The 21770-nt window shown below is 73.1% G+C and carries 19 protein-coding genes; 4 read left to right on the top strand and 15 right to left on the bottom strand.

Annotated features, from left to right (window positions below):
* The first annotated feature begins 3 nt into the window (after positions 1-3).
* The gene (locus ACQP00_RS02090; RefSeq protein WP_433213500.1) at positions 4-954 is read left to right on the top strand and encodes a glycosyltransferase family 2 protein; all 951 of its coding nucleotides are present in this window, start codon (positions 4-6) and stop codon (positions 952-954) included.
* Positions 951-2420, top strand: a complete 1470-nt coding sequence (locus tag ACQP00_RS02085) for a hypothetical protein (protein WP_433213497.1) — start codon at positions 951-953, stop codon at positions 2418-2420. The genes ACQP00_RS02090 and ACQP00_RS02085 overlap by 4 nt, the downstream gene beginning before the upstream one ends.
* A gap of 96 nt (positions 2421-2516) precedes the next feature.
* Here ACQP00_RS02085 and ACQP00_RS02080 read toward each other — a convergent pair whose 3' ends face one another.
* The 13 genes from ACQP00_RS02080 to ACQP00_RS02020 all read right to left on the bottom strand — a co-directional run bounded on the left by ACQP00_RS02080 (position 2517) and on the right by ACQP00_RS02020 (position 16977).
* On the bottom strand, positions 2517-3572 hold the full coding sequence (locus ACQP00_RS02080; protein ID WP_433213494.1) for a hypothetical protein: 1056 nt from the start codon (positions 3570-3572) through the stop codon (positions 2517-2519).
* Entirely contained in the window at positions 3569-4075 is a 507-nt protein-coding gene (locus ACQP00_RS02075) for a SigE family RNA polymerase sigma factor (RefSeq protein WP_433213491.1), read from the bottom strand. Before ACQP00_RS02075 ends, ACQP00_RS02080 begins: the two co-directional genes overlap by 4 nt.
* Positions 4076-4139: 64 nt before the next feature.
* Positions 4140-5942 (bottom strand): glycosyltransferase family 39 protein, encoded by a 1803-nt coding sequence (locus ACQP00_RS02070; RefSeq protein ID WP_433213488.1) that lies wholly within the window; start codon positions 5940-5942, stop codon positions 4140-4142.
* 32 nt (positions 5943-5974) lie between these two features.
* Positions 5975-7237 (bottom strand): nucleotide sugar dehydrogenase, encoded by a 1263-nt coding sequence (locus tag ACQP00_RS02065; protein WP_433213485.1) that lies wholly within the window; start codon positions 7235-7237, stop codon positions 5975-5977.
* Between the two features lie 70 nt (positions 7238-7307).
* Positions 7308-8012 carry a hypothetical protein gene (locus tag ACQP00_RS02060; RefSeq protein ID WP_433213483.1) on the bottom strand — a complete coding sequence of 235 codons (705 nt, stop codon included), beginning with the start codon at positions 8010-8012 and terminating at the stop codon, positions 7308-7310.
* Between the two features lie 82 nt (positions 8013-8094).
* The gene (locus ACQP00_RS02055; RefSeq protein ID WP_433213480.1) at positions 8095-9885 is read right to left on the bottom strand and encodes a DUF4012 domain-containing protein; all 1791 of its coding nucleotides are present in this window, start codon (positions 9883-9885) and stop codon (positions 8095-8097) included.
* On the bottom strand, positions 9863-11080 hold the full coding sequence (locus tag ACQP00_RS02050) for a glycosyltransferase (protein ID WP_433213477.1): 1218 nt from the start codon (positions 11078-11080) through the stop codon (positions 9863-9865). Before ACQP00_RS02050 ends, ACQP00_RS02055 begins: the two co-directional genes overlap by 23 nt.
* Positions 11065-12276, bottom strand: a complete 1212-nt coding sequence (gene wzy / locus ACQP00_RS02045; protein WP_433213474.1) for an O-antigen polysaccharide polymerase Wzy — start codon at positions 12274-12276, stop codon at positions 11065-11067. The genes ACQP00_RS02050 and wzy overlap by 16 nt, the downstream gene beginning before the upstream one ends.
* On the bottom strand, positions 12266-13519 hold the full coding sequence (locus ACQP00_RS02040; RefSeq protein ID WP_433213471.1) for a lipopolysaccharide biosynthesis protein: 1254 nt from the start codon (positions 13517-13519) through the stop codon (positions 12266-12268). The genes wzy and ACQP00_RS02040 overlap by 11 nt, the downstream gene beginning before the upstream one ends.
* Positions 13516-14670 carry a glycosyltransferase gene (locus ACQP00_RS02035; protein ID WP_433213468.1) on the bottom strand — a complete coding sequence of 385 codons (1155 nt, stop codon included), beginning with the start codon at positions 14668-14670 and terminating at the stop codon, positions 13516-13518. Before ACQP00_RS02035 ends, ACQP00_RS02040 begins: the two co-directional genes overlap by 4 nt.
* Positions 14667-15290, bottom strand: a complete 624-nt coding sequence (locus tag ACQP00_RS02030) for an acetyltransferase (protein ID WP_433213465.1) — start codon at positions 15288-15290, stop codon at positions 14667-14669. The genes ACQP00_RS02035 and ACQP00_RS02030 overlap by 4 nt, the downstream gene beginning before the upstream one ends.
* Complete coding sequence (locus ACQP00_RS02025; RefSeq protein WP_433213462.1) at positions 15287-15862, bottom strand: sugar transferase; 576 nt, start codon at positions 15860-15862, stop codon at positions 15287-15289. The genes ACQP00_RS02030 and ACQP00_RS02025 overlap by 4 nt, the downstream gene beginning before the upstream one ends.
* The gene (locus ACQP00_RS02020) at positions 15859-16977 is read right to left on the bottom strand and encodes an aminotransferase class I/II-fold pyridoxal phosphate-dependent enzyme (protein WP_433213459.1); all 1119 of its coding nucleotides are present in this window, start codon (positions 16975-16977) and stop codon (positions 15859-15861) included. The genes ACQP00_RS02025 and ACQP00_RS02020 overlap by 4 nt, the downstream gene beginning before the upstream one ends.
* 27 nt (positions 16978-17004) lie before the next feature.
* On the opposite strand from ACQP00_RS02020, the gene ACQP00_RS02015 reads away from it, so the two are divergent.
* Complete coding sequence (locus ACQP00_RS02015; protein WP_433213456.1) at positions 17005-17499, top strand: low molecular weight phosphatase family protein; 495 nt, start codon at positions 17005-17007, stop codon at positions 17497-17499.
* On the opposite strand, the gene ACQP00_RS02010 is transcribed toward ACQP00_RS02015, so the two are convergent.
* On the bottom strand, positions 17474-18940 hold the full coding sequence (locus ACQP00_RS02010) for a polysaccharide biosynthesis tyrosine autokinase (RefSeq protein WP_433213453.1): 1467 nt from the start codon (positions 18938-18940) through the stop codon (positions 17474-17476). The genes ACQP00_RS02015 and ACQP00_RS02010 overlap by 26 nt on opposite strands.
* 116 nt (positions 18941-19056) lie before the next feature.
* Between ACQP00_RS02010 and ACQP00_RS02005 the strand changes: the two genes are divergently transcribed.
* Positions 19057-20802, top strand: coding sequence for a polysaccharide biosynthesis protein (locus ACQP00_RS02005; RefSeq protein ID WP_433213450.1), 1746 nt, complete (start codon positions 19057-19059; stop codon positions 20800-20802).
* Here ACQP00_RS02005 and ACQP00_RS02000 read toward each other — a convergent pair.
* Entirely contained in the window at positions 20762-21706 is a 945-nt protein-coding gene (locus ACQP00_RS02000; RefSeq protein WP_433213447.1) for an NAD-dependent epimerase/dehydratase family protein, read from the bottom strand. The two genes, ACQP00_RS02005 and ACQP00_RS02000, sit on opposite strands and share 41 nt — an antisense overlap.
* Positions 21707-21770 lie beyond the last annotated feature (64 nt).

Genomic DNA, 21770 nt, shown 5'->3' with positions numbered 1-21770 from the left:
ATCGTGCAAAAACCGCAGGTCAGCGTCGTTATTCCCACGCGAAACCGGCCGGAGCTGGTAGTCAGGGCCGTCCGCAGTGCGCTGGCCCAGACCCTGACGGAGATCGAGGTCGTCGTCGTGATCGACGGCCCGGACCCGGCGACCGTGGCGGCGCTCGAGGCGATCGGCGACGAGCGGGTCCGCCCGGTCGAACTGCCCGAGTCCGGCGGCGCCCCGAACGCGCGCAACCGCGGCGTGGACAACGCCCGCGCCGAGTGGGTGGCGTTCCTCGACGACGACGACGAGTGGCTGCCGGAGAAGCTCGCCACCCAGCTGGAGCGGGCCCGCTCCTCGGGCGTGGCGCTGCCGATCGTGGGCAGCCGGCTCTACATGCGCACCCCGCGGGCCGAGCTGATCATGCCCCGCCGGATTCCGGCCGAGGGCGAGCCGATCAGCGAGTACCTCGCGGTGCGGCACGGCCTGTTCCACGGCGACGGCTTCATCCAGACCTCGACGATCATGGCCCCGACGGCGCTGCTGAAGAAGGTGCCGTTCGCCGACGGGCTGCGCCGGCTGCAGGAGCTGGACTGGACCCTGCGCAGCCTGCAGGAGGACGGCGTCGACCTGATCTACGCCGAGGAGCCGCTCGTCATCTGGTACGCCGACGAGAACCGCCCCCGGATCAGCTTCGACGCGCCGTGGAAGCAGTCGCTGGAGTGGCTGCGCCAGACCCGTCCCCGGGTGACCCCGCGGGCGTACGCGGCGCTGGCCATGAGCGTGGTGGGCTCGATGGCGGCCGCGAGCCGCAGTCCCCGGGTGTTCTTCGACCTGCTGCACGAGGCCCGCAAGCACGGCAAGCCCAGCTTCACCGACTACGTGACCTTCCTGCAGGTCTGGCTGGTTCCGGCCGGCCCCCGCCGGGTGGTCCGCGACTTCTTCCTCAGCCGCCGCCGCGAAAGAACGCATGCCGGATGACATTCCCCAAGGGGTACCGCGTCTTCACCCTGGCCGCCGTGATCGTCGCGCTCGGCGCGGGGATCGTGGAGTACACCAGGACGGAATCGATCTGGCAGTCGGCCGGTGCGGTCGCGGCGGGCCTGATCGCCATGGCCGTGGTCGGGATCGCGGTGTCCCTGCCGGGGCTCACCCCGCAGGGCCTGGTCCTCGGCGGGTTGTTCGTGCTCGCCGGCATTCTGACCTGGACCGCGACCGAGCGCCCGGGGATCATCTGGGCGGTCCTGGCCGTCGAGGTGGTCGTCTTCGCGGTGTGGGCGTGGCCGTGGCTGCGCTCGCTGCGCTCCCTGCCGCGGCTGGGCGCCGCCTGGCTCGGCCTGGCCTACTGGTTCTTCGGCGTGCTCGGCGCGCTGTTCGTCGCGCACTGGAAGGTGGCCGGCCAGCGAGTCGCCTACGCCGGCGTGTTCACCCTGGCCGTGCTCGCGATCATCGCGCTGAACACGGTCCGCAAGCGCCGCGGCGGTGACCTGTCGATCGGCATCGCCGCCGCGCTCCTGATCGGCATCGCCGCGCTGCTGCTGGTCGGCTCCGGCAGCCTCTTCGACTCGGTCCACGCCATCCCCGACAACGCCTCGGCGAAGGTGATGACCGACCGCTTCTGGGGCGGCCCGGGCCTCTATTTCCACCCCAACTCGCTGGCCGGATTCATGGCCGCGGCCGCCATCCGGATCGGCTACGACCGGGCCATGCTGTGGTGGCAGCGGCTGGGCGTGGCGGCACTGGCCGCGCTCGTACTGTCCGTCTGCCAGTCCCGCACCGGCTTCGTCTTCTTCACCGCGGCCGCCGTCGTGTACCTCGCGACGGTCCTGTGGAAGCGCTACGAGGACGTGGACCGCCGCTGGCCCGCGATCGCCACCCCGTTCGTCGTCATCGCGCTGGTGATGACCCTCGGCGGCGGCTCCGGCTGGGTGCTCAAGGACCGCTTCGCCGACAACCCCGGCGACGTGACGAGCGGCCGCACCGACACCTGGCGCCAGGTCTGGGTCGACTGGAAGCACGCCGGCTGGGCCGAGAAGACCTTCGGCGACGCCCGCACCTCCCGCGCCGTGGTCGAGCGCCTGGACGACGGCAACCCGGTGGCGGGCCCCCGCCGCCAGCTCAACACCGACAACGCGGCCGTCGGCGCCTTCCGCCGCGGCGGCGTCCTGGGCGCGGCCGCCTTCCTCCTGGGCCTCGCTCTCCTCCTCTGGCACGCCATCCGCCGCCGCCGCAACGGCGCGCTGCCGGCCGCCTGGTTCGTGATCGGCGCCCTGGCCGTCGTCCCCACCATCGCCACCGAGGACTGGCTCATCGGCGGCACCAACGGCGCGATCTGGCTCCTCCTGGCCGCCGGCGAGGCCCGCACGCTCCTGCACCGCGAAGAACCCGCCGAAGCCGCACCGCCGGATGGTCTGACCAGCGCTCTTGGTTACCCCTCGATGTCCTGAGAAGCAGTGGGGGAGCTCCGCTCCACCCACACCCCCTCAAGACCACAGACGATCCGACGGGCCGCGGCAGGTCATGCTGCAACAGGGAGTGGGTCGCTAGCGGCCCGGGCCGAAGATGATCGGGACGCCGGCGTCCGGGATGGTTTCGAGCGTCGTGCGGGAGCTGCGGGTGCCGTCCTTGCGGAGCGTCAGGATGTCCAGGCCCTCGTTGGCCAGGAGGTCGTTGTCGGTGACCCAGACGGCCTCGTACGGGAAGGGCTCGGTCGCGCCCGTTGTCAGGTCCACACGGACGGTCCTGCCCATCGGGGCGTCGGCCGCGGAGATCAGGTAGCGGCCGTCCGGGGAGAAGGCGTACGGGCTGGTCGGGGTCCAGGCCTTGGCCGGGATGGTGCGGGTCGGGGCGGCCGTCTTGGCGTCGAAGAACTGCAGGGCGGAGACCAGGTCGCCGGCCTCGCCCAGGGAGCGGTCGGCCAGGGCCAGGACGACCTCGCGGCCGTCGCGGGTGAAGGAGAACGAGCACTGGCTGCAGTCGTAGCGGGTGTGGTCGACCTGGTGGTAGCTCGTCATGCCGCTGGAGTCGACGATCGCGAAGCCGAAGTCGCCGCTGTCCTTGATCAGGAAGGCCGAGACCGCGCGGTCGCCGGTCGGGGACCAGCGGATGTCGCCGATGAAGCTGCCGGTGTTCAGGGTGACCGGCCGGCCGCCGTTGACGTCCATGAGCTGCCACGGGCCGTTCGGCTCGATGTTGACCAGGGCGTGGTGCCCGGCCGGGGCGGGCAGGACCGTTGCGGCGGCGGCCGGTAGCCGGACGTACGTGCCGTCCTTGTTCAGGGCCACCCGGCCCGCCGCCACCACCCGCCAGCCGCCCACCAGGTCCGTGGGAGCGACGGCGGAGGGCGACGGCGTCATCGGGGCGGACGAACGCACCACCCCGGGCACCTCGCGCCGGTCGTCCGGCGTGCGCAGCAGGACCGCCGGCAACAGCACCGCGAGCACCGCGGCCAGCGCGCCCGCGGTGGTGGCCAGGCGGCGGGTCCGGCGGATGCGGCGGCCGCGGGTCATGGCACTCTCCGCGAAGCCGGGAGGCAGCGCGCGCAGGTCGGCCACCAGGTCGTCGACTGTGTCGTGGATCGCCTGATCGAAGCGCATCACGGCCGCCCTCCCACGAGGTCGTTGGACCAGTCCAGCTGCGGCACCAGCTGGCGCAGCTTCGTGAGGGCGCGCGAGGCCTGGCTGGCCACGGTCCCGGGGCGGCAGGCGAGCACCTCGGCGGTCTCGTCGACAGTGAGGTCCTCGAAGTACCGCAGGATGACGACCGCCCGCTGCCGGGGTGGAAGCTGCCGCAGGGCGTCGCGCAGCAGCAGCCGCAGCTCGGTGTCGGAGTCGACCGGGCGGCCGCCGGCGCGGTCGGGGAGGACGGGCACGCTGACCTCGGCCCGGCGGCGGGGACTGCGCCACGCCGAGACGAAGTCGTGGTAGATCATCCGCCGCAGGTACGGCTCCGGCTCCTCGATCCGCCGCCAGCGCGCGAACGCCTTGGCCAGCGCCGACTGGACCAGGTCCTCGGCCGCGTGCCGGTCGCCGGTCAGGGCGTAGGCCGTCCTGAGCAGCGCGTGCGCGCGCTCGGCGACGAAGGCCGAGAACTCGTCTTCCACCGCGGGCACCTCCCTCGCCGACTACACGTGCGGGGAGCTACAAAGTTTGCACCGAAGCGAAAAATCAGCGGGGGCGAATCGCATAGGTGACCGCCCCCTCCTTGTGCTGGGGCCAGTTCTGCGGGATGTAGAACCAGCAGCCGATCGGCGGATCGATGCACACGACCGCGTCCACGGACTCGACCGGAGGAGCCGGGTAGTCGGGCTGCAATGACTGCAGGGACACCAGGTCGTGTCCCTTGAACAGGATCCACCAGGGGTACTCCCAGCTGTTGTACCCCTGCACCAGCCCGATCCGCTGAGCCCCGGAGGCCTTGATCGCATCGGCCGACCGCTCGTAGTCGGCCTGCCACTCGGGCCGGCGGATGAAGCGCTCGTCCATCGTCGAGGTGGTGAACACCGAGCCCGACCCGACGAGCCGGCGCGGAAATCCGACGGCGACGGCGGCCGCCCCGGCCACGACGCCCACGGTGAGCACCGCGACGGTGGCGCGGACGACGGAGCGACGGCGGTACCCGAGCAGCGAGTCGACCCAGAGTGCGGCCAGCGGCGTGCCCAGCAGGATCAGGAACACGATGAGGCGGTTGCCCCACGGCTGCCACTTCACCGCCACGACGTAGGCCAGCACGGCGAGCCAGAACAGCGCGGCGTAGGTCCGGGCCGGGGAGCGGCGCCAGGCCAGCAGCAGCGCGCCGACGAGGATCAGCACGCCCTGGATCGGGAAGGAGACGCGGTCCTCGTCCGGGGGCCAGGAGGTGTACGGGTACGTGGCGCCCCAGTACGTGATGTCCCGCCCGTCCGGGTCGACGCCGATCGCGTCGGCCAGCGCGCGGATCGGTCCCGCCGCGACCGGGCCGGCCGGGGTCTGCAGCGCCGTCTCGCCGATCCGCAGCGCGTTGATGAGCACCGAGGCCGGGTCGTGCCGCTGCATCGAGATGGAGTCGCGCAGGTGGTCGGGGCCGAGCGGATTGCGGTAGGTGGTCTCGACCCGCCACAGGTACGGCCCGGCGATGAGCGCCATCATCGCGACCACGATCCCGGTGCCCGCCACCGCGCGCAGCCACTCGCGGCGGCGCAGCTGCAGCACGAACCACCAGACCAGCAGCGGCCCGGCGGCCAGCAGGCCGGTCGCCTTGGTCAGCAGGACCAGCCCGGCGGCCGCGCCGAGCAGGGCGATCGCCGGCCAGGTGGTGCGCCGGTCGCGCTCGTCGAGCACCAGGGTGGCCACGGCGCCGACCCACACGGCCACCACGAGGTCGGTCTGGGTGCTCGTCGCCTCCAGCGCGACGATCGGCGTGGTGCCGAACAGCAGCGCCGCGATCAGCTGCGCCCGGCGGTTGCCGCCCAGCTGGCCCGCGATCCGCGAGGCGACGAGCGCGCCGAACACCCCGGCCGCGAGCTGGACGAGGTTGTAGAGCGCATCGCCGCCGGTCAACAGGCGCAGGTGCAGGAGGATGTACTCCGCTCCCGGCGCCATGGCCAGCTGCCGGTCGATGACGGTGGGGTAGAACCCGACGTCGCCCTGCGCCACCCAGTGCTCGACCTTGGGCAGGTGGTAGGTCTGCGAGTCGAAGTTGTTGGGCGGCGCCATGAGCGCGATGACCAGGTCGGTCAGGAACATCCCGGCCAGCACCACGGCGATGAGCCGCTCCAGCCGGTCCGCCCCGGGCCAGAAGGTGCGCAGTTTCCCGGCGATACCGGCGAAGAAGCCGCGGCCGAAGTACGCCGTGAGCGCGATCGCGGCGATCCACACGACCCAGATCGTGGCGCGATGCAGGAGGTGGACCGCCGACAGCAGCTCGACCAGCACGACGGCCGCGGTGCCGAAGACCACGCCGGCGCGAATCAGCAGGAGGCGAGTCGGCACCGCGAGAGGCTACCGAACTTGCCTGGGAGTGCTCACAGGCGCTCGACGACACGTCCCTCGCAGCGGTTGCGGGTGTCGAAGATGTACTGCGCGTGCTCCTGCACGAGCGCGTAGTCGAAGTCGTCGTGGTCGGTGAGCAGCACCACCGCGTCGGCGGTCATCACCTCGACCGCGGTCAGGTCGACCAGGGTCACCCCGCCCAGGTTGCCGACGTCGCGGGGCAGCGCGTGCGGCTCCACCGCGCGCACGTCGGCGCCCAGGTCGACCAGCAGCTCGGCGACGGCCCGGGCCGGGGACTCGCGCAGGTCGCCCACGTTGCTCTTGTACGCCAGGCCGAGCAGCAGGATGCGGCTGCCGTTGACCGGCTTGAAGCGGGTGTTCAGCCCGGCGGTGAGCCGCTGCACGACGTAGCGGGGCATGCCCTCGTTCACGTCGTTGGCCAGCTCGATGAACCGGAACCGCTGCCCGACCTCCCGCTTGACCTGCCACGACAGGTAGGACGGGTCGATCGGCAGGCAGTGCCCGCCGACGCCCGGGCCGGGGTCGAAGGCCATGAACCCGAACGGCTTGGTCGCCGCCGCCCCGATCGCCTCGCGCACGTCCACGCCGAGCTGGTTGGCCACGATCGCGAGCTCGTTGACCAGCGCGATGTTGATGTGCCGGAACGTGTTCTCGAAGAGCTTGGTGAGCTCGGCGGTGCGCGGGGCGGAGACCGGTACCAGACGATGCACGAAGCGCTCGTAGAACGCCTTGGTGGCGGCGAGCGAGCCTTCGTCGATGCCGGAGACCAGCTTCGGGGTGTTCTCCAGGCTGTACGTCCGGTTGCCGGGGTCGATCCGCTCGGGGCTGTAGCCGAGGTGGAAGTCGTCGGGGGTGCGCAGGCCGCTGGCGTGCTCGAGCAGCGGGCGCAGGACCTGCTCGGTGGTGCCGGGATAGGTGGTCGACTCGAGGATCACCGTGCAGCCGGCGCGCAGGTGCGGCGCGATCTGCAGGGCGGCCTGCTCGATGTGGCTGATGTCGGGCACCCCGTCGGTGAGCGGGGTGGGCACCGTGATCGCGCAGGTGTCGAAGCCGGCCGCGTCCTTGTAGTCGTCGGTCGGGCGGTACCGCCCGGTCTCCAGGGCCCGCGCGAGGCGCTCGTCGGAGACGTCCTCGACGAACGAGAGCCCGGCGCCGAGCGACTTGATGCGGTCCGTGTCCACGTCGAGCCCGACGACGTCGTCGCCCGCCTCGACCGCGCGGATGGCCAGCGGCAGGCCGACGTACCCCTGCCCGATGATGACGACTTTGCCCATGATCATCCTATCCGGGAACCACACGGCCCGCCGGGCAAGCACACCCGACGGGCCGGAAGGGATACTGAAGCTAGCTGACCTTGCGGCGGCGGAACGAGATCCAGCCGCTGCCCACGAGCGCGGTGATGCCGAGAATGCCCGGGATCAGGTCGGCGCCGTACGTCTTGTGTTCCGGCGCGGCGACCGTGGTGGTCTCGTTCGCCTGGAGCCGGAACGGTGACCAGCCGGCGCGGAACGGCCCGTAGAAGCCGACCGGCCGATCGTGGCCGTCCCAGTGGCCGCGCACCGGGCTGGAGCCCAGCGGCGTGCCGTCGAAGATGTCGTCGGGCCAGCCGCCCCAGCCGCCGCGACGGTCGTCCCAGTACTGCATGTGACCGTCCTTGACCCGGACGGAGACCTTGAGCGTCTTGTGCGACTTCTTGCCGATCACCCGGATGACGGCCTTGCCGGAGGCGTCGAGCCGCACGCGGGCCGAGAAGCGGCCCTCGTCGTCGGCCCGGCGGTCGCCGTTGATGTGCACACCCCACGTGTCGTCGTGGCGGTAGCGCACCGAGATGCTGATCGGTTCGCCGGCCATGAAGCTGCGCCCCTGGAGGCGTACCGCATCTCCGGCCTGGATGGACGCGGCGCTCACCCGGATCTGCGGCGCGGGCGCCGGATAGGCCGCCTCCGGGGCGGCCTGGGCACTGGTCGGCGCGCCGAGCACGGCCGCCGCGACGACGGCACCGGCGAGGCCGGCCAGTGTTGACAGCGACGTTCTTGTTCGGGCTCGCATTGCTCTCCCTTTCCTCTCCCCGGAATCACCGTAAACCCGCAAATCCCCTCGATAGGGGTGAACCGGACTATTTCTCACTAAATCAATCCCGGCATGGCCGGCCAGGGACTAACCGAGTCGTCCAAGGCGTGATCCCTGGCGTAGTAATCAGCCGCGGTTCTACGGCGCCCTTGGTTGCCAGCGGGCCCGTCACGAGGTCCACCACGACCGTGCTTTTGGCCCCTGGCGCCAGATCCACGGGAATGACGGCGACCTCGCGGCCCTTCTCGTAGCCCGAGCCGAGGTCGACCTCGGCGCCGTCCTGCTTGGCCGCGATCGGCGAGCCGCCGGCCGGGGCGTAGACCAGCACGTTGGTGCGCAGGACGCCCTCCCCGGCCAGCGCCAGGCCCGTCACGCTGCGCGGCAGGCCCGACCTGGGCGCGTTGGAGCCGAGCGTGACGGTCAGGCGCAGCGGCCGGGAGCCGTCCTCCAGGCAGCGGCCGGTCTCCAGGGCGACCTCGCGGGTCAGGTAGTAGCCGAGCTTGGCGCCGGTGCCGTCGTTGAGGAACACGCCCACGGTCGGCTTGTCGCCGTCGTCCTCCGGCAGCGTGCCCGCGAACGGCGTCCGGGCGATCTCGGCCTGTTCGTCCGGGTGGGCGCTCCAGGCCAGCAGCCGCCGCTCGTTCGTGGCCCGGGACAGCGCCTGCACCAGGCTCTTGCTGACCGGCACCCCGCCCATCAGCTTGTCGAGGACGGCCTTGGCCGCCCCGGCGAAGAAGGCGTCCTGGTCCGGCTCGGCGGCGATCTTCAGGTACACCTCGGACAGCAGCTGCCGCACCGCCGTCGCCCCGGTCAGCTGGCTGCCGTCGGGCAGGCCCACCGGGCCGGTCGCGCTGAGCACGTAGGCCAGGGCGACCGGGTCGGTGGCCAGCACCCCGTCGACCGCCCGCCCCGAGCGCTGCCGGTACATCTCCCGGATCAGCGCGGCCGCGGTCGGGAAGTCCGGGGTCAGGTTCACGTCGGCCGGGTAGGTGCCGAGCCGGTTCGTGAACAGGTCCTCCTGGTCCTCGTCCAGCGGCAGCACCGGGGCGTCGAAGTCGCGCAGGGTCTTGGCCGCGGTGCCCTGTTCGAGCAGGCTGACCTTGCCGTGGTCGGTCCGCACGACGGCGAACGCGCCGGGCATGCCGCCGGTGGCCCGGGCCTCGGCCAGGTTCTGGAACAGCACGAGGTAGGTGCGCGGGCCCTCGGCGCCGAGGAAGGCCGGCAGCAGCTTGGCCGCCTGGGCCGCCGGGTCCAGCATCGGCACCACCCGGTCGAGCCCGGCGTCCACCTGCTTGAGCGCGGCCGCGACCCGCCCGTTGAGCCCGTCGCGGTCCAGCCCGGCCAGGCGGCGCTGGGCGGCCTTGGCGACGGTCGCGGCGGCGGCGATCCGCGGGGCCGCGGCGGCCACCGCCTGGAGATCCTGGCTGTCGCGCATCGCCCCGGTCATGCCGTCCGCCGCGTCCAGCAGCGGCGGGACGACCTGGGCGGCGAGCGCGTCCACGGCGTCGGCGACCGCCCGCACCGCGGTCAGGTCGTTGCCGGCCACCGGCAGCCGGCTGCCCAGCCACCAGCTCGGGCCGTGCGCGTCGTCGCGCGCCTCGCCCGTCTGTTCGCGCAGTTCCGCCGCGGTACCGCGAGCCGCCGCGAGGTCGCCGCCCCGTAGCTGCCGCTCCAGGTCCCCGACCAGGGCTGCGGCCCGCTGCAGGTGCCCGGCCGCGTCCGCGCCCACCACCGCCAGCCGCAAACCGAACCCGGCCAGCACGACGACCAGGACCACGGCCGCGGCCCCGAGCCGCCGCCGGCGGGTCCGCAGCAGATGCCTGAGCTGTTCAATCGGCTGAGCCTGAGGCACCGCCGACCACCTCCTCGACTCGATCGGGGGCGGTGAGGACCCGCAGCGCGCGGTAGAAGTCCGCGCGGCGGCGGGCGAGGGTCTCGGCGGAGTACGTGCGCGCCCGCGCCAGGTTCAGCGCCGAGGCGGCGGCCATCGCGGCGGGGTCGGCCGCGAGCGCGGTGATCGCGCGGGCCAGCGCCGCCGGGTCCCCGGGCGGCACCTGCCGCGCCGGGCCGAGCAGCTCGGGGACGCCGCCGACCCGGCTGGCCACCGCGGGCAGGCCGCGGGCCATCGCCTCGATCAGGGCCCGGGGCAGGCCCTCGGTGCGCGAGGGGAGCACGAACAGGTCGGCGTCATCGAGGAAGAGCCGCACGGGCGCGCCGGGCGGGACGGCCCCGGCGAACGAGACCCGGCCGCCGAGCCGCCGCTCGCGGACCAGCCGCTCCAGGTCGGGCCGGCACCGCCCGTCGCCGACGTGCACCAGGCTCGCCTCGATGCCGGCCGCGGCCAGCCGGGGCAGTGCCTCGATGAGCACGTCGATGCCCTTGTACGGCTGTTCCAGCGACCCGACGCTCACCAGCCGCAGCAGCACCCGGGGCGAGCCGGTGTCCTTGCGCGGCCGCTCGGCGAACGCGTCCGCGTCCAGCTGGATGCTCGAATAAGCGGCGGTCACCGCTCCGGGCGCGGCCGGGTAGCGCTCCTGCAGCGCCTTCTCGGTGACGTAGGAGACCGCGGACGCGGCCCGGCACTGGGCCCGCAGCCGCCGGGTGAACCACCAGCGCAGCAGCGGACGCAGCGGGTGGCGGCTGGCGCCGGGGGCGAACACGTCGTACGGGTCGCCGACCACCTCGAGCCCGAACGGTTCGCGGATCCGCTTGCCCAGCAGCGAGCCGAGCGCCGAGGGGACCCGCAGCAGCACGGCGTCGCCCGGCTCCGCGGCGGCCCGCAGCGCCCGCTTGAGCCGTGGCAGCCGCCGCAGATAGCCGAGCGGCCCGACGTAGTGCGGGAGCGGGTGGACCTCCACGCCGTCGCCGTCGACCCGCTGGGCGCCGGACGGACGGGCGGGCCCGTCGGCGCACCGGGCCACCACCCGCACCCCGTCGAACACGGCCCGGTAGCGCTGCCAGAACGCGTTCGGCGCGCCGGTGGTGGTCCAGATCCGGCCGTCGGGGGTGCGCAGGTAGCGCTGCTCGGTCGTCACGACGAGACGCATGCGACGGGCTCCTCATCCTGGGCGCGGGCCGAGACCATGCGGATCACGCCGACAAACAGCGCGCCGTACACGCAGGTCTTGAGCAGCGACTGGCTCTCGCCGCGGAAGCCGTACATCCACGCGACCGTGAACAGGATGCTGGCGTACGCGTAGACGGGCGCCCGGTCGATCCGGTTGACCAGCCAGCGGTGCACGGCGGTCAGCAGCCCGAAGAGCACCGGAATGCCGGCCAGGCCGAAGTTCAGGTACGCCTCCCCGGTCAGCGAGAAGCCGTAGCCGGACGAGCTGCCGGGCGCGTACCGGTCCACGAGCCACTGCGCGAGCGGGACCTGCGCCTGCCCCGGCACCAGGTTGAGCAGCGCGTGCAGGTAGGTGGCGCCGTGCTGGTACGGCTCGGTCGACGGCACGTGCCCCATCACCCACGTGTCCACGAACAGCACCGAGCCCTGGTTGAGGATGGCGGTCGCGTCCGAGTCGCCGGGCGTGGCGTTGCCGCGCAGCGCGAACAGGGCGGTCGCACCGAGCAACAGCCCCGCGCCCCACAGCACCGAGCGCGGGATCCGGCGCTCGGTGCGCACCAGCTCGCGGTGCAGGACCAGGGCGAAGAGCACGAAGACGAAGTCCCGCTCGCCGGTGGCCAGGCAATAGGCGATGTACACGCCGAGGTTGACCCGGTAGGCGAAGCGCCCGGTCGAGGACTCCTGGGCGATGAAGTACAGCGCGCTCGCGCACATCTGCAGCAGCAGGTAGTCGTAGTGGAACGGGCCGGCCACGGCGATCCGGTCGAGCTTGGTCCCGGCCAGGAACGCGGGGCCGCCCCAGGCCAGCACGGCCAGCCCGTACAGCGTCAGCAGCACCAGCACGGCCGGTACGAGCGGCATCCGGCGGCCGGCCTCGAGCTTCTGGATCGGGTCGGCGATGTCGCGGCGCTGGCGCATCAGCAGCCCCACCGCGACCACCCCGGCGAAGGCGAGCAGCAGCCCGACCGCGGCCCGGCCGATGAGCAGGGTGTTGGTGCCGAAGTAGATTCTGCCGCCGAGCAGGTAGCTGGCCACCGGGCCGAAGCCGAACAGCAGGAAGTAGGCGGCGAGGTAGGCCAGCATGTCCCGCCGTCCCCCCGCGATCAGCAGCGCCGGCACGGCCAGCACGGCGAGGCCGGCCGACCACCAGGGCTGGGACGCGAGGTCAAAGGGCACGCCGGAGCACCTCCCACTTCAGCGCGCAGTGCACGACGGCGGCGGCCGCGGTGGCCCAGGCCGCCCCGAGCACCCCGTAGCGGGGCACCAGCAGCAGCGCGGCGAGGGTGGCGGCCACCAGCACGGCCGCGTTCACGGCGAGCTGGCCGGTGAAGCGGCGGGCGGCCGAGAGGCCGGCGTCGAGCACGAAACAGGCCCCGCAGACCACGGTGGCCAGCGTCAGCACCGTGAGCAGGCGGCCCTGGCCGGCGTACTGCTCGCCGTACAACCGGCGCAGGAAATCGGATCCGAACAGCGCCGCGGCCCACACGCCCAGCCCGCCCGCCACCGCGACGCCGAGGAGCGCCTGGTGCAGGAGGCTGCGGAAGCCCGCCGGGGTGCCGTTGACCCGCAGCTCGGTGAGGCGGGGCAGCAGGGTCTGGGCGATCGCGGAGAAGAACACGTTGCCGGTGAGCACGAGATAGCCGGCGGCCGCGAACACGCCGAGCGCGGTCGCGCCCAGGTGGTGCTCCAGCGCGTAGCGGGGGACGTTCACGGTCAGCGAGGACACCCCGGAGGCCAGGCCCAGCGGCAGCGCGGTCCACAGCAGCTCGGCGACGCCGCCGGCGGCCCGGTGGGTGTGCTGCTTGGCGCGCGGGTCGGGGCGGTTGTGGAACCGGCCGGCCAGCGGCACGCAGCACATGATCCAGGTCAGCAGGGAGGCGCCGGCCGAGCCGGCCGCGGCCCAGGCGATGCTGCTGGTGCCGAAGAGCAGCGACGCGACCAGGGCCATGGTCAGGCCGCCGTTGACGAGCTGGGCGGCCGCGATGCTGCGCTGGTCGTGGTGGCGCTGGAGGAGTCCCTGATAGATGTCGCCGATGCCGTCGAAGGCCTTGGCCGCGCCGACGAGCAGTACCACCGCGGCGGGAAGGTGGAAGATCAGCACGACGAGCGCGATGACGCCCATCGCCAGGCCCATGCCGGCGAGGCGGAGCAGCAGGTAGCGCCGGAACGGGTGGGCGCCGTTGGGGTCGGTGACGAGGACCGTGCGCAGCGAGAGGTTGGCCAGCAGCACCACCGGGGCGCCGACGGCCAGGCCGAGCGCGTAGTCGCCGACCATGGCCGGGCTGCCCAGCCGCGCGATCACGACCAGGACCAGCCACTGGCACAGCGCGTAGCCGCCGTTGCCGATCACGCTCCAGGCGACGTTGCCGGTGAACGACGGGCGCCGCACGGGCGCGGTGCGATGCCGGGTGGCGGTCATCGCGCGGCGTTTTCCAGGACGTCCGCGACCGCGCGGGCGGCCGGGCGCTGGGCGAAGAGCCGCTCGGCCCGCTCCCGGGCGAGCTCGCCGCGGCGGGCCAGGGTGCCGGCCCGGAAGTCGTCGTACGCCTCCCGCAGCGCCCCCAGCAGCGCCTGCGGGTCGTCGCGGGGCACGACCCAGCCCGACGCCGGGTCGACGACCTCGGGCAGCGCGCCGGCGTCGGAGACGATGCTCGGCACCGCCATGGCCGCGGCCTCGACGGCGGCGCCGTGGTTCTCCGACAGCGACGGGCTCACGCTCAGGTCGGCCGCGGCGTAGCAGTCCCGCACGTCCAGCGCGCTCTCCGACCAGTCGATGCTCGGGTCGCTCGCGACGTCGAAGCGTTCCAGCAGCTCACGCTTGTGCGCCGCACCGGCCGCGTCGAAGCCTCCGCCGAGCAGCACCAGCCGGGCGTCCGGGCGGTCCTTGACGAACTCCCGCCAGGCGGCCAGGAGCACGTCGTGGCCCTTGACCCCGCGGCCGGGCCGGATCAGGCGCTTCGGGGCGTACACGTAGGCGACCATGCACACCACGAACGTCTCGTCGCCGGCGCACAGGGCCTCGCGCGACGCGGCCCGGTAGGCGGCGGACGGCGGGGTGAAGTCGTCGGTGTCGACGCCGTACGGGATGGCCGGGGTGCGCTCGGGCGGCAGGCCGATCTCGCGGTACAGCCGGGCGATGTGCTCGCTGCCGCCGATCACCACGTCGTCGAGGCGGCACAGGAACCGCTCCACCGCGCGGATCAGCGGCGACTCCAGGAACAGCGGCCCGGGCACCATGTGCACCTTGGCCGCGTCGAGGCCGAGGGCGGCCAGCCGGCAGGCCAGCGCGGAGGCGTACAGGTGGTAGTGCAGCACGTCCGGCCCGATCCCGCGCAGCTGGCGGCGCAGCCCGAGCAGGCCGGTCAGGGTCGCGGGCGACGGCCGGAAGCGGAAGTCGAACGCGGACTGGACCACGTCGACGCCCCGGTCGTGCAGGGCCTTGCGCAGCCGGCCCTCGCTGCCCGGGGGCAGCACGGCGACCACCTCGTGGCCGCGCTCGCGCAGCTCGTCGACGTGCGGCAGGGTCCAGCGCCCGCCCTCGTCGGTCTTGAGGACCAGGGCCACCTTCATTTGGCGGGTACCCCCTTCACGGTCGTCTTGGCCTCCACGTCCCGGGTCACGCAGGCGCCCGCGCCGATCGTGGCGTCGGCGCCGACCCGCAGGCCCTGCAGCACGCAGGCGGTGGTGCCGATCAGCACCCCGGAGCCGATGTGGCAGTCGCCGGAGATCGCGGCGAGCGGGTTGACCTGCACGAAGTCGCACAACACGGTGTCGTGCCCGACGGTGGCGTTCTGGTTGAGGTGCACGTGCCGGCCCATGGTCACGTTGGTGGTGACCCGCGCTCCGGCGAACGCCACGAACCCCTCGCCGAGCTCCGCGTCCGGGCCGATGGTGGCGGCCGGGTGCACCATGGTCGCCGCGGCCAGACCGTGCAGGCGCAGGTCGTCGTCGATGCGCGCGCGGATGCGGGGGTCGCCGATGCCGATGACGTAGCCGATCGAGGGCCGCTCGTCGGACAGGCACGAGGTCGGGCCCAGGAACGGCACCCCGAGCGCGGCGACCCGGTCGAGGTTGCGCTGGCTCGGGGCGTCGTCGACGAACCCGCGCACCGGCAGCCCGGCCGCGCGGGCGATGGTGAGCAGCTCCCGGCCGTGTCCCCCACAACCGACGATGACCAAGCCGTTCTTCATTGCGGTACACCCTGGAACTCGTGGGCGGTGGCCGCCCCGTCGGCGGTGATGCCGTCGCGGCGCAGCACCGTGCGCACCGTCTCGGCGAGGATGCGCAGGTCCAGCCGGAGCGACCGGTCGCGCACGTACTGCAGGTCGTAGGCGAACTTCTGCTCCCAGCTCAGGGCGTTACGCCCGCGCACCTGGGCCAGGCCGGTGATGCCGGGGCGCACGTCGTGGCGGCGCCGCTGCTCCTCGGTGTAGCGGTCCAAATAGGACAGTGGCAGCGGCCGCGGCCCGACCAGGCTCATGTCGCCGCGCAGCACGTTCCACAGCGCCGGGAGCTCGTCGAGGCTGGAGGCGCGCAGGAAGCGCCCGGCCGCGGTGAGCCGCTCGGCGTCGCTGCCCGGCCCCTCGCGCATCGAGCGGAACTTGACCAGCGTGAACGGCACGCCGTGGCGCCCGGCCCGCTCCTGGCGGAACAGCACCGGGCCGCCGAGCGCGACCCGGACGAAGACGGCGGTGGCCGCGAGGACCGGGGCCAGCACGACCGTGGCGGCCGCGGCGGCCAGCAGGTCGAGCGGGCGCCTCATCGCGCGTCCAGGAAGTCGCCGATCGCGTCGAAGACCCGCCGCTGCTCGTCCTCGCGCAGTGCGGAGCCGCTGGGCAGGTTCAGGCCGGTGGCGAAGAGCCGGTCGGCCACGCCGGTGACGGCGGCCCGGTGGCCGCGGAACACCGGCTGGGCGTGCATCGGCTTCCACACCGGCCGGGTCTCGATGTCGCGCGCGGCCAGCCACGCGGCGAGGTCGGCGGCGGCCCATCCGGCCCGCTCGGGCTCGACGATCAGGGTGGTGAGCCAGCAGTTGGCGCCGGCGTCGGCCTCGCCCAGCAGGCGGGTGCCGTCGGCGGCGGCGAAGAGCTTGAGGTACCGCTCCCGCAGCTGCCGCCGCCGCCCGATCATCTCGTCGAGCCGGGTCAGCTGCCCCCGCCCGAGCGCGGCGAGCAGGTTGCTGAGGCGGTAGTTGTAGCCGACGTCCCGGTGCTCGTAGTGCGCGACCGGCTCGCGGGCCTGGGTGGCCAGGTGCCGGCAGCGGGCCGCGAGGTCGGCGTCGTCGGTGACGATCATGCCGCCGCCCGACGTGGTGAGGATCTTGTTGCCGTTGAACGACAGCGCCGCCGCCCGGCCGAAGGAGCCCGCGGGCCGCCCGTTCCGGCTCGACCCGAGCGCCTCGGCCGCGTCCTCGACGACGGGCACGCCGAGGTCGGTCAGCGAGGCGTACTCCGCGACCGCGCCGAACAGGTCGACCGGCACGATGGCGCTGACGATCCGGCCCTCGCGGCGCAGTTCGGCGACGGTCGCCGCGGTCAGGTCGGGGTCGAGGTTGCCGTCGCCGGGAAGGCTGTCCACGAAGATCGGCTCGGCGCCCGTGTACACCACCGCGTTGGCCGTGGCCGCGAACGTCAGCGTCGGCACGATCACCGCGTCGCCCGGGCCGACGCCGAGCGCGAGCAGGGACAGATGCAGGGCGGCGGTACCGGAGGAAACCCCCACCGCGTGCGCCGTGCCGCACCGTCGGGCGACCTCCGCCTCGAAAGCGTCGAGATCCGGCCCGACGGGCGCGACCCAGCCGGACCTCAGCGCGTTGACCAGATAGCGCTCCTCGACGCCGGAAACGTCGGGTGCCGAGAGAAAGATCCGCGTGTTCACCACACACCCCCGCTGGAGTCGGCCCTGATGCTGTTCGTCTGCCGGGCCAACCGGTGCCGGTCCGCCATGGCCGAGCGGCTGGCCCGCGCGCTCGACATGGACGCCCAGAGCGCCGGCACGCACGCCGTGCCGGGCCTGGAGATGCCCGGCCACGCCGAGACCGTGCTGCGCGAGCACGGCGCCGATCCGGAGGGCTTCACCAGCCGCCGGGTGGTGCCGTCGCTGCTGCTGGCCGCGCCACTGGTGCTGACCGCGACCCGGGCCGAGCGCGCGCACTGCGTGACCATGGCCCCGGCGACCGCGGCCAAGACCTTCACGCTGCGGCAGTACGCCCGGTACGCCGCCGCGATCCCGGCCGGTCCCTTGACGCTGCGGGAGATCGCTGGGGTCCGCGGGCGGCTGCAGCCCGGCAAGCCGGTCGACGACGACCTCGAGGACCCGTTCGGTGGCCCGATCGAGCAGTTCCGGGAGTGCGCCGCGACGATCGAGGGCATCCTCAGGCTCCTCGCGTCCCGGCCTTGACCGGCTGGGGCTCGTCCGGTTGGGCCCCGTCCGGCTCGTCGGGCACGGGCTGGGCCGGGCCGGCGGGTAAGGCGCGCGGCTGGCGGTGGTCGGCGTCGGCGGGGCCGTAGTACGCGTACGTGTAGCCGTCGCCGTTGCCGCCCTTGGCCCCGTTGAGCACGCAGCCGAACAGCCGCGCGGAGACCGCCTCGATCGCCTCGACGGCCGCCTGGGCCTGGGTGACCGTGGTCCGCCCAGCCCGGGTCACCAGCACCGCGCCGTCGGCCCGGCTGGCGACCACGGCCGCGTCGGTGACGACGAGCAGCGGCGAGGTGTCGACCACGACGTACTCGTAGTCCTCGCTCACCTCCGCCAGCAGCCGGGTCATCTGCTGGGAGCCGAGCAGCTCGCTCGGGTTGGGCGGGATCGTGCCGCTGCACAGCACGAACAGGTCCTGGTCGCCCCAGCGCTGCACGGCCGTCTCGACGTCGACCTGCCCGACGAGCACGTTGGTCAGGCCGACCGCGCCCTCCAGGTCGAGGTACTCGGCGAGCTTGGGCCGGCGCACGTCGGCGTCGACGAGCAGCACCCGGTGCCCGGCCTCGGCCAGCACGATGGCCAGGTTGCAGGCGATGGTGGACTTGCCCTCGTCGGGCAGCGCGCTGGTCACCACCACGCAGCGGGCCCGCCGGTCGGGGTCGACGAACTGCAGGTTGGTCCGCAGGTGCCGCATCGCCTCGCCGCGCGGGGACCAGGCGGCGTCCTCGACCAGCAGCGGCGATTCGATGGCGTGCGCATCATGTGGTACCGCGGCCAGGATCGCCCGCTTCGTGGCCGCCCGCAGTCCGGCGACCGAGCGGATGCTGTTGTCCAGCAGCTCGCGCAGCACCGCGGCGGCGGCCCCGGCGACCAGGCCGAGCAGGATCGCGATGGCGAAGTTGCGCACCGGCTGCGGGCTGATCGGGGTGGTGCTCACCGACGGACCGGTCACCACATCCACGCGCACGGTCGGGTTGCTGCCGCCCGGCGGGGTCTCCAGCGTGGCCACGAGCGCGGCGAACTTGGTCGCCACCGCCTCGCTGACCCGCAGGGCCCGGCCGCTGTCGGTGTCGGTGACGGTGACCTCGAGCAGCACCGTGTCCGGCACCGTGCGCGCCGAGATGCGCTTGCGCACACCGGCCGCGTCCAGCCCGACGGCCGGGTCGGCGGCGACGGACTTGGCCAGCCGGTCGCTGCCGACGAGGTTCACGTACGAGCGGGCGCGCTGCTGCGAGAACAGCCCGCCCTGGTACGCGTCGGTGACGCCGCTGCTGGGCGTGCTGACGAAGAACGTGACGCTCGCGGCGTAGGTGGGGGCGGTCTGCGCCGTTACCACCACGGCGGCGACCAGCGCCAGGCACGCCGTCGTGGCCACCAGCCACCAGCGTTTGCGGACCGCGCTGACGTAGTCGCGCAGCTCCATGCGCCATGACCTCCCGTAGCCGCTTGCTCGACCCAGCGTGACATCTCGGCCCGGGGTTCGGGAGCGATACGGGCTTTTACGCCGAAATAGGACGGGCATTCGTGAAGAATCGTCGCGTGGACGATCACCGACCCTCAAGCCCTGGTGACTGGCCGGCCGACCTGTACGCGTGGACCGGTGGGCTCGCACTGGCCGTGGCCATCTCCCCCGCTCGCCCGCCCCTGGCCGCCGCGGCCGGGACGCTGCTGCTGGCGGCGGCGGTGCACTCGGCGGTGGCGTGGCCGGTGCAGTTGTACCGACGGCGGTACGAGTACGCGTCGCTGGCCGAACTGCGGGCGCTGGTCTGCACCGTGGCGATCGCGGCCGTCCTGCTGACCGCGCTGGCTCCGGTACCGGCCCTGATTCCGCTCGGCGGGTCGGCGGCGGCCCTGCTGGCCATGGTGGCCGTTCGCTGGACCCGCCTGGCGCGTCGGCCGTCCTCCAACGGGAAAATGCCGGTCCTGATCTACGGCGCGGGGGCGGCCGGCCATCGGCTTCTGCGCGCGATGCGCCATGATCCGCACTGCCGCTACCGCGCTGCCGGTTTCCTCGATGACGATCCGCGCAAGCAACGGCTGCGCATCTCCGGGGTCCCCGTTCTCGGCGGCCGCTCCGCCCTTCGCGCCGCGCTGACCACGACGGCCGCTCAGGGCGTCATTTTCGCGGTGCGCAACGAGGATGGGGCGTTGCTGCGGAGCCTACGTTCTGCCGTGTCCGAATTATCGGGATATTTTATTAAAATCCTCCCATCGCTCGACGACTCGCTCGACATCGACGAGGTGCGCGACGTGCAGCTGTCCGACCTGCTCGGGCGGCGGCAGATCGAGACCGACCTCGAGGCGATCGGCGACTACCTGACCGGCCGCCGCGTGCTCGTCACCGGGGCCGGCGGGTCGATCGGCTCCGAGCTGTGCCGCCAGCTGCACCGGTTCGGGCCCGCGGAGCTGATGATGCTCGACCGCGACGAGTCCGCGCTGCACGCGGTGCAGCTGTCCATCCACGGCCGCGCGCTGCTCGACGACCCGTCGCTGATCCTGGCCGACCTGCGCGACGCGGACACCATCCGGCGGATCTTCGAGTCGCGCCGGCCCGAGGTGGTCTTCCACGCGGCCGCGCTCAAGCACCTGACGCTGCTGGAGCGGCACCCCGCCGAGGCGCTGCAGACCAACGTCCTGGGCACGCTCAACGTGCTGGAGGCGGCGGCCGCGACGGGCGTGCAGCGGCTCGTGAACATCTCCACCGACAAGGCGGCCGACCCGATCAGCGTGCTGGGGTACTCGAAGCGGATCACCGAGCGGCTCACCGCGCACCACGGCTTCCTCAACGTGCGCTTCGGCAACGTGCTGGGCAGCCGCGGCTCGGTGGTGACCGCGTTCCGGGCGCAGATCGCCGAGGGTGGGCCGGTCACCGTGACCGATCCCGACGTCACGCGCTACTTCATGACCATCCCCGAGGCCGTCCAGCTGGTCATCCAGGCGGCCGCCATCGGCTCCGGCGGGGAGGCGCTGGTGCTCGACATGGGCTCGCCGGTGCGCATCGCCGACCTCGCGCGGCAGCTCATCGGGGATGCGTCGGTCGACATCGTGTACACCGGACTGCGCCCTGGAGAAAAGCTCCACGAGGAACTCTTCGGGCCCGGTGAGACCGACGTCCGCCCGTTGCACCCGCTCATCTCGCACGTCGCGGTGCCGCCCCTGGACCCCGCGCTGGCCCTTGCCTTGCGCGGGGACGGGGCGGCGCTCACCGGCGCGATGGCCGACCTGTGCGTCGTGCCGGATGTGGTTATTGCGGTGCCGACGCTGTCTGCTGTGCGTACCAGTTGACGGTCTCGGCCAGGCCCTCGTCCAGCGGGACGGGGCCGTGGCCGGGGAACAGCTCGCGCAGGCGCGTGGAGTCGGCCTGGGAGTCGCGCACGTCGCCGGGGCGGGCCGGGTCGAAGACCACCTCGACCGGCCGGTCGGTCAGCACGCGGATCTTGTCGACCAGCTCCAGCAGCGAGGTCCGCGTGCCGAAGGCCAGGTTGACCGGCGTGGGGCTGGTGACCCGGCGTACGGCGGCGTCGGTGAGCAGGCGCGCGACCGTGCCGACGTAGGTGAAGTCCCGGGTCTGCCGCCCGTCGCCGTGCACGTGGACCGGCTGACCGCGCAGCGCGGCGTCGGTGAAGGTGGGAATGACGGCGGCGTACGCGTGCCCGACCGACTGCAGCGGCCCGTACACGTTGAAGAACCGCAGCGCGAGCACCGGCAGCCCGTAGGTCGCGCCGTAGGCCAGGATCGCCGACTCCGCCGCCAGCTTGCTCGCCGCGTACGGGCTCTGCGGCCGGGTCGGCAGCTCCTCGTGCTTGGGCAGGGTGCGCGTGGGGCCGTACACCGAGGACGAGGACGCCGCGATGATCGGGGTGCCGTCCAGGCGGCACGCCTCGAGCACGTGCATGGTCCCGTTGGCGTTGACCAGATGGCTGCGCATCGGATCGGCGACCGAGCGCGGCACGCTGGGCCGCGCGGCGAGATGGATGACGACGTCCGCCTCGCCGACCGCGGCGTCGATCGCGGGCCGGTCGAGGATGCTGCCCACGACCAGCCGCGCGTCGACGCCGTCCAGGTTGCGCTCGCTACCGGTGCTGAGATCGTCGAAGGCGACGACCTCGGACACCCGGGGATGCGCGGCGAGCTCCCGGCACAGGTTGCCGCCGATGAACCCCGCCCCGCCGGTGACCAGAACTCTCATCGTTCCAGTCCAACGGTTTTGCTTCGGTACAGATACCGCTTTCTGCGTAAATCGGACTTTCTAC

The sequence above is a fragment of the Dactylosporangium sp. CS-047395 genome, assembly GCF_050942185.1.
Classification (GTDB): Bacteria; Actinomycetota; Actinomycetes; order Mycobacteriales; family Micromonosporaceae; genus Dactylosporangium.
This window is presented reverse-complemented; position numbering and strand designations above follow the sequence as displayed.